Source organism: Comamonas sp. FUJ_7, from assembly GCF_057369555.1.
In genome coordinates this window covers 19,829-33,184 of sequence record NZ_JBXXZI010000012.1, presented here as the reverse complement: position 1 = coordinate 33,184, position 13,356 = coordinate 19,829, and the positions used below count along the sequence as shown (strand labels likewise).

The following is a 13,356-nucleotide window of genomic DNA, read 5'->3' as shown; positions in this document are numbered from 1 at the left end:
TCTCTCTTTACACAGTGATCAGCCGCAGCGTGGCGACATAGGGATGGGTGCTCTCGGGCAGCTCGGGACGTGAGACAGGCTGGGCCTCGATCGGGTCTTCAGCCGCAAACTGCACGGTGAATTCGCGACCGTCGGCCAGCTTCAGCAGGTATTCGCCATCCGGCGCATCGGCCAAGGCCCGCACAGCCAGCAGCGTGGCGCGGCGAATCCAGCCCTGGTCTTCCACCGCTTCGAGAGTGATGGGGCGACCAGCCACACGGGCCGCCGCATCGATGACCTGAGCGCCGGTGATGCTGCGCTCTATGGTTTTTTCAACGGCGGACCAGTTGAACTCGTCCACCCACAACATGCCGCGCGGCAGCTCGATGCCGTTCAGAAAATGGCCTGCCATCAGTGCACTCCTCCGGACAGCTGAGCCGAGCGCTCCAGCGCCTGCAACAGTTGCTGCACCTGGTCGCTGCCCTGGGCGTCGGTGCCAATCTCAAACTGGCGGCCACCCACACGGATCTCATGGCGGTGAGTGATGACCTGCGAGGCTGGGGACGGCGGCGGAGGTGGTGGAGGCTCTGGTGCCTCAACAGGAGGAGCCGGTGCCTGCGTCGCTGCTAGCTGGGCAGGCGCTGCCGGCATCCATGCCTGCAGCTGACTCTGCTTGGGTGCTTTCTTCTCACGCGCCTTGGCCGCTGCCTGCTGCAAATCAATCGCACGACCTGCTTCCTTCACGGCAAACTGGGTCAGGTCATATTGGTAGTTGCCCAAGGCTCCACTGCTCTTGACCGAGAAAGGGTTGTCTTGCGCATACTGGTTTTGCCACTGCTGCCACCAGGCGTCCAGCTCTTCACGGCTCTGGAACTGCGGCACCAGATTGAGCGGCCCACTGTTCTGCTGCATGACACCCTGAGAGCCCTTGATGTTGGCATTGCGCACAGCCAATGAGCCTCCGGCAAGAATGTCCTGCTTGCTCAGGCCGTTGCGCATGGCCTCTTTTTCAGCCTCGGTGTATTCGCGCTCATTGCGCTCTGGCCAGTGGCCACCTCCCCCTCCATGCCCACCACCTGAGCCAGGACCGCCATGACGCTCTCCACCATGGCGGTCATTGAAGCGGTCCAGCTCCGAGCCAGCGCCGCGCACGGACTTGCTCAGGTCATTGAAGCCCGTAGCCATGGAGCTGGTGGCCTTGCGCGTGGCGCGGTCGGTGTTGACGATGGCCTTGCCCGCCTCATCCAGCTGCACCACATAGCCCTTCACAGCCGCCTGGGTCTTGAGCCATTCAGGTGCAATGCCGCCGTTGGCCGCAATCACCTTATCGGCCATGGCTTTCCAGGCCTCGGCAATGCGCAGCGGCGGCTGCTTGCCGTCTTTCTCCAACTGGTCAAACGCAGCACGGGCCTGGTCAGCCATGCGCTGCAGATCCTCGTTGGTGGTCATGCCCAGGTCTTTGTAGGCCTGCTCCAGCAACGCGGTGGAGTGGGCCGCGTCTTCGGCTGTGCCTGATGCCTCGCGCTGGGCCTTGGCAATTTCCTGCAGCTTGCGCCCTGCAGCATCCAGGTTGCCACTGGCGATCAGTTGCTGGTACTCAGACTTGAGGCGCTTGAGGTTTTCTGCTGCAACGCGATCCGCCTCGGCCTTGGCCTTTGTTTCCTTGGCGGCCTTGGCCGCAGCCTTGCCCGTGGCCTCGATGCCAGCCGCCACCGCATCAATCGATGGGGCCGCTGCTGCTGCAGCATTGCCCACGGCCTCCACCTGCCCCGTCAACCCATCCCAGGCATCGCGCGCTGTCTTGGCACCATCGGCCATGCCCTGCAGGGACTCAGCAGCTTTGGCCTTCAGGGCATCGGCAGACGCTGCAAAAGCGCCTGCCATCTCCTCGGCATCGGCCGCAGCCAGGCGAAAGCTCTCGCTCAAACCACCAAAGGTGACAGAAGCCAGACCCGTGCGCAGCATGGCCACGCCCTCCATCACCTTGGAGGCTATCGTGGCAAACGCCGTACCCAGGCCGTAGATGGCAGTCAGCACACCATTGACGCCCGCAGTCATCACACCCCAGGCCAGTTGCACCGAGTTACCCGCGTTGGTGGCGTACTGGCCGATACGCTGCAGGGTCTCGCCCGCCTCGCTGGCAAACACCTGCAGGCGCAAGATCACCGCATCAAAGTTGACGTTGGCCGCAAAGGATTTGAAATACTTCAGCCCGCTCTCAAAAGCAGTCGCCAAAGCCTGACCAAACTTGGTGACCGTTCCATCATCAATGGCACGGCGTATGGCAGCGGTCAAATCATCAACACCCTTGCGGACTACCGGCAACACAGGCGTATTGAGCACCTGCACCGCAGCATCCCAGACGCTGCCCAACCCTTTGATAGAGCCTTGCAGGTTGTCCGACATGATCTTGGCCGTGGCCTCAGCACTGCCGCCCGCATTGCGCAGCTTTTCAGTCAGCTCATCGAGCGAGCCCATGCCTTGGTTGAGCAAGGCGCGCAGCGCAGGGCCAGCCTCCAAGCCAATGGCGTTGATGGCCTTTTCGCCATCCTTACCTTTGGCGGCCAGTTCGCGCAGCGCTTCTTCAAAGTCGTTGGTGACAATGCCTGCTGCCCCCAGTTCCTTGCGAAACGACGACAGCGGGTTCTGAAACTGACTCAGAATTCCGTTAAGCGCCGTACCCGCGCGGCTTGCATCAATACCCGCATCAGCAAACTTGCCGATGATGGCCACCGTACTCTCTAGGCTCAGGCCCAGAGAGTTGGCCACAGGCGCCGCATAGCTCAGCGCCTGGGCCAGGCCATCCACACTGGTGTTGGTGGCGTTGGCCCCCTTGGCCAGCACATCGGCCACGCGACCGGCATCGCCAAAGGCCAGACCCATGCCCATCACGGCCTTGGTCACGTACTCACTGGCGGTGGCCAACTCAATATCACCAGCCTGGGCGAGAGCCAGAACAGCAGGCAGCGTCTTGATGGCATCGTTGGCACTCAGACCTGCTTTGGCCAGATTCTCAAGCGCCGCAGCGGCCTGCACCGAGGTGTACTTGGTGTTGCTACCGGCATCCTGAGCGGCCTTGGTCAGGCCGGCCATTTCTTCAGCAGTACCATCGGTAGCTGCCTTGACGCGGCTCATGGCCGCTTCAAATTCAGCAGCCCCTTGGATACCTCCAGCAAATGCCTTGATGCCGAAGTAGCCAGCGACCGCCACGCCAATCGTCTTGATGTTTTTCTCAAGACGACCTAGCACTGCCGAGGCGTTATCCTTGGCATTGATGACGATCTGAATGGGTTTGAATGCCATGTGAGTGATTGCTACGGTTTGCGCTATAGCCAGGCAGGCCACACTGCAAACCGCACCGACAGCAAGTCGGGCGGTTGCGGCTTTTGGGAAATTAGTTCGCTACTGGTCGGCCATCGCAATAGATGGCTTCGGCATTGGCGGGCTTGAGGGCCTCGAGCTCAAACTCCATCACCACAACGTCTGTACCCTCAGCAATCAGGGTCAAGTCGCCGCCAGCGGTCAGCGTGACCTTGGGCAAATACCAGTCACGGTTACCGCCTGCTGCGTTGTCAGATACAACGCGCAGCGCCCCCGTCAACTCGGACTTGGCACCGGACTTGACGGACTCGAACTTGCCAGCCACGGTCTTGTAGCCAAACACAACTTCCGTCGCCTGCGTGATGGCACCGCCCTCGATGATCTGCACTCGCCCCGTCTCGGTGTCGACATTGAAGTCCGTGCCAGCCGCATAAGCAGTGCCGCCCGCCTTGGCTTCGACCGTGATATCGGACACATTGCGCACACCCAGAGGGTTGGATGCTGTTGAACCCAGCTGGTACTGACGTCCAGGCAAGACTGTGCGCTCTTCACCGGAGACAGTCTCTGCCGCCTGAGTTTTGACCTCATGCGAACCAGTCAGCCACAGCGCCGCATTGCTGGGACTGAAGTTGTCGCATTGCAAAGATCCGGTGCGCTGCACCTGCACCACCCAGCTGCCATCCTTTTCACGCAAGCCGGTCTGGCTGCTGAAGTGCTCAGCCTTCTCTGTCTCAATGGACAGACTGATGCCTGGGCAGTTACCCAGATCAATTTCACCCGTCAGGCGTTCGTTGGCATCAAAAGGGTCGAAATAGGCGCGACCACGGGGAATAAGGTATTCGCTTTTGGCGTGAGTAATGGGCATTGGCTGCTCCGCTAAAGTTGATCAGGACTGACCGTCAAACACGGCCACAGTGGTGAAGGTGATTTCGTAGCCAACCAGGGCCACGTCAGAAAAGTCCATGGGCTGCACACGAGCCACCTGCAACTCCGTCCAGCCCCGACCTCCAGGAATGGATGGCCGCCAGTTGTGCAAACTGCCAATGACTGCAGTGAGCGCAGTGTCGAGCTGCTGAGCTGCCTCGTCACCGCGCCTGACCACCGCACTGACAGACCACTCCGGCTGGAGCGACACTGCAGGCTTGCGTGCTTGCGTGACAGAAGCGCCGCCCATGCGCACATCCACAGCAGGCACCGAAATGCGATTGACGTCATGACAGCCTTGACGCACCTGCCAGCCAGCAAAGGCTCCAAGTTCGTGCAAGCGTTTGGCAATCAAGGACTCCAGCATCAACATGGGGCTACTCCGTAAACACAATGGTGAAAGTGGCCCAGCCACTGGCATCCGGGACGACTGAGCTGGTGACGCGGCAGGATTTACCGTTGAGGGCCAGCTCAGTGCTGCCCTCCGTAATGCCATCTGCATCAGCAACACAAAGGGAGACGGTTTGACGTTCAGCCGTAAAGGCCTCTGAAAACCCATCTTCCCCTTCTGCGTCCCAGAGCACGCCGAACTCCTCCCCACCTCTCCAGCGCGCAGAGGCGTTGGAGAGGTGACGCAGCACGACCGCATTGGCACGGTCGTGGATTCGTTTGAAAGGGTCCGGCGCGCGCATGGCCTCAGGCGCCAACCGTTCCTGGGCAGCCGGTGAACTTGATGTTCACCACGGTGTCGCCAGCTGCAGCCGCATTGAAGGCCACAGCGGCAGCGCCGGACACATCGCCAGCGGCAGCCTCACCCACGGTGAAAGCCTTGGCAGCCGCCTTGAACACCACGGCCTCACCCTGGGTAATGGCAGTGCCCGCAACCTTGGGGACGGCGAAAACGCCATCCACGGCCACGGAGCCAGTGTCACCATCCGGGATGTCCTTGAGCGCAACGCCCAGCAGGGCGCCCGCCTTGACCACGTCACCGGAGGCAATATCTGCTCCAGTTTCATTTACATAGTCCAGCACCTTGCCGGGCTGCACATGGTTTTTTGCCATTTTTGCTACTCCTTAGATAGCGTTGATGCAAGGCCCAGCAATTACTTGCCAGCGTTGGATGCAATGCCGCGGTAATCATGGGCGGCAACGCCGTAATCCAGACGCACCTTGAAGCGGGCACCATCGGTATCGAAAGCGTCTTCCTGCTCAATGAAAGGCGTGTCTACACCGTCGAGGAACGCCACTTCCAGCGCAGCGCATTCGTTGGGGTCGGTCAGCGCGTAATAGCGCGTGCCGTCCAGACGGGGCGAACCGACGATGTCGCGGAATGTGCCCAAGCTGATGTTGGGTGTGAGCGGGTTCTTGCCGGTGCTGGTTTCGTACTGAGCTTGGTTAACGATCTTGGCGACGCCATCGAGGCCAATCGGGCCCAACCAGATAGCTGGCAGCAAGTCCAGGAAGTCATTACCAGACACATCCTTGTGCTTGGCCATCAAAACACGCAGCGCCTCGAAAGCCTCCGAGGATGGTGCTGCGGCCGTTGCAGCGATGTTTTTGTGATCGGCGTGTAAGAGGGTCAGGCCGTCCTCCATGACTGGGCCCAGACCGCCGTTTTCCGTCAGCAGCTTGTAGACGTCAGCCTCCACCGTGCGTGCAGCGCTGCGGCCCATGGCGGCAGCCTGGTCAGTGAATGCGCCCAGATCATCATTGATGATCATTTCGCGCGAGAGGTTGATGATGTAGCCCTTGGTGCCAGCTGCAATGGAGGACTTTTCACCATCAGGGATGGAGACGTTCTTGTACTCACCCAGCTCGTTCTTGGGCTGCAAGTTGCCCAGAGAGCCCACGCGGAAGCGGTGGTGAGCGCGGAAGTCCGTCACCTCGCCACGCTTGCAAAAGCGCTGCCAGGTCAGGGCCTGCACCGAGTAGGCACTGAGCAGCACACGGTGAATGGCATCCGTCAGCAGAATGGGAAAGTCGCTGGTGGACTGCGTGAACGAGGCCGCGACCAGGGCACGCTTGTCCATGCCCTTGGTGCTGACGCCCTGGCCTTCAAGAGAGGCACGGGCCATTTCGACCAGGCTCATGCCACGGTAAGGGTTGGAGCCCTGAGCGGCAACCTGTTCCTTGCTGCCATAGCCCGAGCGCACCAGCAGCGCGCTGACGGCGGCGTCGCGGCGCTTGTCGGTTTCGTCTTCCACCGTAGTGATGTGAGCGCCCGCAACTGGCGTTGCCTGAGAGCCCAGGTGGGCCAGCAGTTTGGAGCCGGCTGCTTCAGGGGTCATGGAGTGATCGTCTTCGCACTGCTGCAGCAGGGTGCTCACGCCTGGGCGATCTGCAAAAGCAGCAAAGGCGGTACGGATGCCGGCACGGCGAGCCTGGTCAGCGGCCAGGACGGCGGCAGCAGAAGGTACAGCAGTGGCGCTTCCGCCACCTGCATCAGCTGCGCCGGACGCACCAATGGCGTTTTGCACCACGGCGTGTGCGTTGCGGGGTTTCTTCATGGGTTCCTCTTCAGGAGCGGATTGCGCGGCGGCGGCCGCAGGAATGCCCGCCGCACGCAGCACAGCTGCAGGCAGAGAGCGGAAACGGGAAACAGGCATATCGCGCATGGCGGCTTCAACCGCAGGCGATGCATCGGTAATGGAGTCGACAAAACCCATGGCCAGCGCCTCGGCGGCGGTGTAGAAATGGTCTTTGCCATCGGCAATCAGAGCCGCAACCTCGTCGGCCTTGCCGGTCTTGCGGGCGTAGCTGGTGGTCATGGCGGCGGCCCAGGTGTCGAGCTGATCGGCCGTAGCGCGCAATTCGGCAGCGTTGCCGCCGGTATAGGTCCATGGCGCATGCACCATGAAAACGGCGTTCTCAGCCATGCAGACCTTGTCGCCACCCAGGGCGATCAGGCTGGCGATGCTGAAGGCCATGCCGTCGATCTCGGTGGTGATGGTGGCGGGGTGACGCTTCATGGCGTTGTAGATGGCCAAGCCATCTGGCACGCTGCCGCCCAGGCTGTTGATGCGCACGGTGATGGCCTGGACATCAAGGCCCTGCAGCTCAGCCACAAAGTCGCGAGCGCTGGTGGTTTCATCCCACCAAGACTCGCCGATATCGCCGTAGATCAGGATTTCAGCGGCAGACACCACGCCTGCTGCAGCCGCTGCCTGTGCGGTCTTGCGGCGGATGGCGTACCACTTTTGGGATGTGCTCATAAGAAAACTGCCTGCATTCGTTGTCGCCGGGTTGGCGGAATGCAGGCAGTTTCTGGTTTTGTCCGTCCCATTTCATGGGAAGGAATGGGACTATTTACAGCTCAGCGCTGCGGCTTTCTGAGATTCACACCCTCCTCGGCATCAGGGTCTGGATCGGGCTGCTCCGGCTTGACTGCGCTGGCATTGGCGCCATCGCTGGTAAATCGAAGTCCCTGCTCAGCTGACAGCCTGCGCCATTCAGCAATCTGATCCATGACCTCACGAGGATTGCCTCCACGGCGCCGAATCACCTCCACCTCACTGGTGAAGCCCGCCTGCGTGAGCTTTTCAAAAGCAGTGGCTTCCTTGAGTGGGTCGATCCATGGCATCTGCTGGCCCACCAGTAGGCATTCAGCCTCGGTGCCCGGCATCACATCCTTGGGGATAGGCAGCACCCCAGACAGATGCGCCACACGCACCAGGGTCTCATAGACCGGCAGGCTGAACTGGCCAGCAAAGTCATCGGTCAGCACGGCATAGTGCACCCATTGCTCCACCAGCTCCTGGCGCAGAGCGCTATAGGTGCCGTTGTAGTCGCGGCTGATGCTGCTGAAGCTGGCACCCACACCAGCGGCATAGGCGCGCAGCTGTCCGCTTCGCCACGCTACCAGATTGGGATTAGGGCGATTGGTGTCGATCATGCCGATCTCTTCACCCACCTGCAGGCCGTCAAAGATCATGCCCGGCTGCATGCGCAGGTGTCGCTCCTCCTGCACCTTGCCATCTGGCGGCTCATAACCATCTGGCCCAGGGATGCGCTTGACATAAGCCCCCATGCTGGCAGCCACCTTGGCGGCGATGCGCTCACTTTCTTCGTAGTCTTTGAGATCCTCTACCCGTGTGAGCACGCTGGCAAACTCGCTGATGCCACGCACCTGATGCAGCCGGTCCATGGTGGAGACATGCAGCATATTGGCCGCCGGCACGATCTTGAGATCATAAGGCGTGACCCAAGCCCCAGCCTCGCGCGGGTCGCGCTTGAAGCAGTGGTAAGCCGTGGCCCGGCCCCAGGCATTGAGCTGCACACCCTGGCGGATGTTGCGACTCAAGTCGGAGAAGTTCATGGGGATGAAATCCGGCTCCATCAGCTCCAGACTAAATGGCACCTCAGTGGCGTGCTGCAGCCCTGCCGCTGGCCCCACCACCTGCTGCGCAAAGCCCTCACCATCTCGAAGCCATGTGTAAGCCATCATGCGCTCGGCCTGAGCCCAGTGCATTTTGGCCGTGACCTCGGGGCGGCGGCACCACTTGCGATGCAAAGCGCGCAGAGCCGCCGCATATTCGGTGTGAATGCTTCCATCTGCTCTACGCGGCTGCGGCTCTATACCAATGCCACCCGGACCAACGACGTTATTGACCAAGGTTCGCAGCACTCCGCGCGTGATGTCGTGGTTGCGCTCCAGGTAACGAGCATGGTTGCGCAGGGCCACAGCGCTGCGCTCTACCAGTTGGTTAGGTCCGGGGTTTTTGTTGCGGTCCTTGCGCAGGCGACCAGGCTTTGCAGCCTCATAGTGGGCCAGCGTCTGGCGGGCCTTGGCCCGCTCCACTGCCGCCACCGGATTGAACCAGGCTGTAATGCTGTCGATAGGGTTGAACATGTGCAGCCTCTCAATCTCTGCTGAAGTCTGCCAGCCCATAAGAGGTGCCACAGAACGACGAGGTACAACGCCCTTTCTGCGCCTTGAGCACGCTGGCCACATGGGCTCGCGCCTGCAGCAGTGCAGCCGTTGTCTGATAAGTGACCGTGCGCCCGTTGAAAGTGCAGGTCAGCGTGCCGCTGGCAATGGTTTCATCCAGCGCGTCAAGGTCTTGTTGGGTCAGTGCCATGGGTTCCTCTGCAAAGAATGACGCGAAACTACGGGGCTTCGCGTCCCAAGTCATGGGAAGAGATGGGACTATTTCGGAGCAGACGGGCTGCAGACCCCAATGCCATTGCCCTTTCCAATCACGCGATAGAAGGTGCTGCGCTTGATGCCATGGCGCTTCATGACTGCATCGGCATTGGTGCCGTCGAAGTCACGGCGGATGGCCTCATTGCGCTCTTGCTTGCTCGGCGCAGGAATGTAGAGGCCGCGTCGCCCCAGGCGCTCGCCGCCGTAGCGCTTGCGCAGCCCCGATACCAGCGCCACTGCCACGCGTGAGGCCTCCACCTCATGCATGCCCAGCTCTGCTGTGGCGATCTCGACCAGGTCGTACTGCAGCTGCAGTACCGAGTCTTCCGCCTGGCCAGCTGTCATCGTGTTGTTATTCATAAGCGGGTACTCCATTCATCTGAGGCAAAGGGGTTGGGGGTCGGCCGTACTGGCACTGGCTTGCGCTTTACTGGGACATCGGCTGGCACCGCGACCTGCACAGGGTCAGCGCCGCCGATCAAAGATTGCAGGTAGGCCTCACGCAGCTCATAGTCCACAGCGCGCTTGCGATGCAGTCGCAGCTCGGGGTGATGGCCTGCAGCAAAGCTATAAACAAATGTGTCCAAGGGCTCGTTACGAGTGCCGCGCTTCTTCTCATAGCGGTTTTTGGCGGGGTTGTAGGTCTCGCTGACCAACCCCTTGAAATAGAAGCCATCGAGCTCATCGCTGAAGTGCGTCAGCCGCTCAGACTGCTCCCGGTCGGCATCCACACTCAGGCGGCCATACAGCCAATTCTTGGCTGCCACCGTTCCCACGTAATAGGCGCGCACGCCCTTTCGGTCTGTGCGGCCACCGTGGGTCACATCCAGCAGACGAGGCTTGCCTAGCACCGGCGCGTTATTGGGGATGGCGCCCTGAATCACCATGGGCCTTCGCACCAGCGCCTGACGCACCCAGTGCTTGACCTCTTCGCCCCGGTGGCCACCCATGTCGATTGCCGATGCTTCAACAGGCAGGCTGTAACCGGCTTCACACTGAATCGGCTTGTTGAGCAGTTCGGCCAGAGCGACAAACACAGCGCCTGCGGCTGGATCTCCGGGCAACTCCACATAGTCCAGCGCCCAGAAAGACATATTGCGCCCCCAGCCCGTAAGGTGCACCGCCAGCCGGTCATCCTGAGAGTCAATGCCCGCTGTCACCCACAGTACGCCTCGCGGTGCGGTGCGCAACAGGTAAGGCTCTGCCCGCTCCTGAATCGCGTTGTGGCGCACGGCGCGCATGCTCGCGTCTTCCCAGGTCTCGGCCAGCCGGTCGTTGATGAAGGTCTTGAGCTTGGCCGGATCGTTCTGCGCTTCGACCCACATACGGGCCAACTCGGCCCAGGTGGGGCCCAGACCAAACTGGTAATAGAGGCAGTTGATGGTGTAGCTGCGCAGACCAGGCAGTGCGACGGGGTTGCCCGCTACCCAGCGCCCTGCAGCGATCATGGCCGTCTTGTGGTGCTCATCGATGTGGCTGCCGCATTCCTGGCACACATACCAGGCCCGGCTGAAGTCGGGCGACCATTGCAGGCCAGACCACTGCAGGTGCTGCATGTGATCGCAGTGCGGGCAAGGCACATGGTAGCGACGCTGATCGCCAGCCAGGAACTTGTCCTCAATGCGGCTTTGTCCCTTGAGCTGGGGGCTGCTGATATAGACGCGCAAGCTGGTGGCTGGGAATGCGCTGGTGCGCCCTTCCAGCATGGCCAGCGGGTCATCGCCGCCCTTGAGATTGGAGGCGAACTCGTCCAGCTCGTCCACCAGCAAAAAGCGCACCGTGGTGGACTTCAGGCGCGATGGGCTGCCCGCGTGCTCGATATAGAGCTGGCCGCCCACAAAGTCCTTGAAGGTCTTGGTGTTGCTGGCGTCACGGCTGCTGACGCTGCGCAGGGCATCACGCACCAGAGGTGTTTCATCGATCAGCGGGTTGAGTTTCTGGTTGACCCACTTGTCCATGCTGACTTCACCCGGCAGGCACACCATGACAGGGCCGGGGTTCTCGGTCATCACATAGCCCAGCGCATTCACCTCCACCTCGGTCTTGCCGAACTGGATAGGAAACATCAGCGCTACTTCGCGCACGCCAGCCTTGGCACTGCAGGCGTCCATGGGCTCCTGCAGAGGCGGGTTGCGGCTGGTGCGCCACTGCCCGGCCAGGCTGCTGCCCTTGGTGGATAGCACGCGATTCTGGTCTGCCCACTGGCTGACAGTGCGGCGCTTGCGCGGAGTCAGCGCACGGGCCATGGCGCTCAGGGCGCGCTCGGGCTTGGCCAGCTTGTTGCTCAGAGCTCTCACTGTTCACCCCCTCCCGCACGGCGGCTGGCAATTTCCTCGGCCAGCTTGCTCATGGCGCCCGCCAGCTCAGAGCGGGCAATGTCCATCTGCTCAGTCAACACGCGAATGACCTCAGCCTGGTCAAGCCCCGCCAACATGGGCCCCACGGTGGCTGGCACCGCATCCAATACCGCCGCCACTTTCGCACCTGCGTCAGCAAACGCCCCTATGGCCTCATCGGCATCCATCAGGTTACCGATTTCCTTGTGATACGCAGCCTCTTCACGCAGGGCAGCATAGTGCTCTTTCTTGGCTTTTCCGCCTTGAAAATCATAGCTACCAACGCTTTCCCCATCTGCGTTAGAGCCACATTCCCCTGTATTTTCAGTGCCGCCAATTTCGTAGCCACGAGTCTGGGCATGGCGCTCAGCCACGGCCGCGCGGCTGGGGTCCCTGGTTGCCTGAATGCGAGCGATGGACTGGGCCACCAGCACAGACTTCCCATCTGCGGCCAGCACCAGACGACCCTCATCGCGCAGCTGGTACACATAGCGACCCTTGAAGCCCATGTGTTTGTTGAACTGGCTCAGGCTCATGCTCTCGGGAGTGGTGATCTCGCTCATACGCCTGCCGCCTCCCGAATGCGAAAGCGAATGCGGCGGGCCAGATAGTTCTCGGCGTCGGCTCGCTTGGCAACCTTGTCCATTTCAAAGCGCGGCTGGTAGCGGCCAGCCTTCACAAACATCACCACGGGGCGCACGTCCACACCGCCGGTGCCACTGGCTGCCCAGATGCCCGGGGCCAGGTGCGATGTGCGCGAGTCAAAGTCCCCCTTGGCCGTGGTGCGCGAACCGCTTCGCAGCTTGCCGTAGGCCACAAAATAGCGGCGACCTGTGGTGCGCTTGTTGCCTTTGTGGATAGAGGCCTTGCGCTTGTTCGTCATATTGGCGCTGTAGCCCTGCTCTCCGGACGCTTGGAAGTAGCTGATCAGTTGCACCAAAAACGAGCCCTTCAGATTGCCCTTGCCGTCATCGGTGCCGGGGTATGGTGTGGAAGGGATCGCAGTCTGGTAGCCGTTAGGCAGGATGCCGGCGCGGCGCAGCGCCACCTCGCTGCGCTTGTCACGCCGGCGCCCACCCCAGGACTGGGCATCCAGAATTTTTTGCGGGTCGATCCCCTTGCCGCCGATATAGGTGGGCTCAATGGTCACGCTCAAATCACTGGCCTTGGCCATGCGCACTCTAGGGCTGCGCAGTACATAGTCCGTAGGGCGATCAAACACTGCGCGCATCTCATCTTGCATGGCGCGGCGAATCTCGAAGCCCGTGTCATTCAGGGCCCTGGCATACGCCCCTGCCGCCTTGGCCCCCGTCAGGCCATGCAGCTGAGCCAGCAGCTGCGCCTGCCCTACCACCTGAGCGCTCAGTTTAATTTCCATCACTCACCTCCTGCTGATTCGTCAAAACGGCCTCAGAGCGCTTTTCAGGGTCCAGTGCATCCAACCCCTTGCCCACGAACTCTGCGCTGCCTGTGAGCGTGATTTGCATGGCGCGCATGCCGGGAAACAGGTCAGCAGCCTGCAGCTGCTTCACCAGGCCATGCAGCTGAGGCCAGCCTTGCACCACGCGCTTCATCTGCCCAGCGTTCTCAGGCGTGCAGGCAATCACCCTCTTCTTTTCTTCTTCCATCTCTTCTTCTTTCAAAAATGGGGTT

At 61.3% G+C, this 13,356-nt stretch carries 14 protein-coding genes; all 14 read right to left on the bottom strand.

Going from position 1 to position 13,356, the window contains the following annotated elements:
• Nucleotides 1–7: 7 nt before the first annotated feature.
• On the bottom strand, nt 8–391 hold the full coding sequence (locus AC2I9W_RS15740) for a hypothetical protein (RefSeq protein WP_486410868.1): 384 nt from the start codon (nt 389–391) through the stop codon (nt 8–10).
• Nucleotides 391–3,282, bottom strand: a complete 2,892-nt coding sequence (locus tag AC2I9W_RS15735; RefSeq protein WP_486410867.1) for a phage tail tape measure protein — start codon at nt 3,280–3,282, stop codon at nt 391–393. Before AC2I9W_RS15735 ends, AC2I9W_RS15740 begins: the two co-directional genes overlap by 1 nt.
• Nucleotides 3,283–3,373: 91 nt before the next feature.
• The gene (locus AC2I9W_RS15730; protein WP_486410866.1) at nt 3,374–4,165 is read right to left on the bottom strand and encodes a phage tail tube protein; all 792 of its coding nucleotides are present in this window, start codon (nt 4,163–4,165) and stop codon (nt 3,374–3,376) included.
• A 21-nt stretch (nt 4,166–4,186) separates the two neighbouring features.
• Entirely contained in the window at nt 4,187–4,597 is a 411-nt protein-coding gene (locus AC2I9W_RS15725; protein WP_486410865.1) for a hypothetical protein, read from the bottom strand.
• Nucleotides 4,598–4,601: 4 nt separating this feature from the next.
• A complete protein-coding gene (locus tag AC2I9W_RS15720) occupies nt 4,602–4,916 on the bottom strand; it encodes a hypothetical protein (RefSeq protein ID WP_486410864.1) in 315 nt (104 codons plus the stop codon).
• Nucleotides 4,917–4,920: 4 nt separating this feature from the next.
• Nucleotides 4,921–5,286: a capsid cement protein gene (locus AC2I9W_RS15715; protein ID WP_486410863.1), complete on the bottom strand. Its 366-nt coding sequence runs from the start codon at nt 5,284–5,286 to the stop codon at nt 4,921–4,923.
• A 41-nt stretch (nt 5,287–5,327) separates the two neighbouring features.
• A complete protein-coding gene (locus AC2I9W_RS15710; protein ID WP_486410862.1) occupies nt 5,328–7,436 on the bottom strand; it encodes a ClpP-like prohead protease/major capsid protein fusion protein in 2,109 nt (702 codons plus the stop codon).
• A 101-nt stretch (nt 7,437–7,537) separates the two neighbouring features.
• Nucleotides 7,538–9,073, bottom strand: a complete 1,536-nt coding sequence (locus AC2I9W_RS15705) for a phage portal protein (protein ID WP_486410861.1) — start codon at nt 9,071–9,073, stop codon at nt 7,538–7,540.
• A 10-nt stretch (nt 9,074–9,083) separates the two neighbouring features.
• On the bottom strand, nt 9,084–9,302 hold the full coding sequence (locus AC2I9W_RS15700; protein ID WP_486410860.1) for a phage head-tail joining protein: 219 nt from the start codon (nt 9,300–9,302) through the stop codon (nt 9,084–9,086).
• Nucleotides 9,303–9,370: 68 nt separating this feature from the next.
• On the bottom strand, nt 9,371–9,727 hold the full coding sequence (locus AC2I9W_RS15695) for a Mor transcription activator family protein (protein ID WP_486410859.1): 357 nt from the start codon (nt 9,725–9,727) through the stop codon (nt 9,371–9,373).
• On the bottom strand, nt 9,724–11,664 hold the full coding sequence (locus AC2I9W_RS15690; RefSeq protein WP_486410858.1) for a phage terminase large subunit family protein: 1,941 nt from the start codon (nt 11,662–11,664) through the stop codon (nt 9,724–9,726). Before AC2I9W_RS15690 ends, AC2I9W_RS15695 begins: the two co-directional genes overlap by 4 nt.
• Nucleotides 11,661–12,266 carry a hypothetical protein gene (locus tag AC2I9W_RS15685; protein ID WP_486410857.1) on the bottom strand — a complete coding sequence of 202 codons (606 nt, stop codon included), beginning with the start codon at nt 12,264–12,266 and terminating at the stop codon, nt 11,661–11,663. The genes AC2I9W_RS15690 and AC2I9W_RS15685 overlap by 4 nt, the downstream gene beginning before the upstream one ends.
• Entirely contained in the window at nt 12,263–13,081 is an 819-nt protein-coding gene (locus AC2I9W_RS15680; RefSeq protein WP_486410856.1) for a hypothetical protein, read from the bottom strand. Before AC2I9W_RS15680 ends, AC2I9W_RS15685 begins: the two co-directional genes overlap by 4 nt.
• Nucleotides 13,071–13,331 (bottom strand): hypothetical protein, encoded by a 261-nt coding sequence (locus AC2I9W_RS15675; RefSeq protein WP_486410855.1) that lies wholly within the window; start codon nt 13,329–13,331, stop codon nt 13,071–13,073. Before AC2I9W_RS15675 ends, AC2I9W_RS15680 begins: the two co-directional genes overlap by 11 nt.
• Between the last annotated feature and the right edge of the window lie 25 nt (nt 13,332–13,356).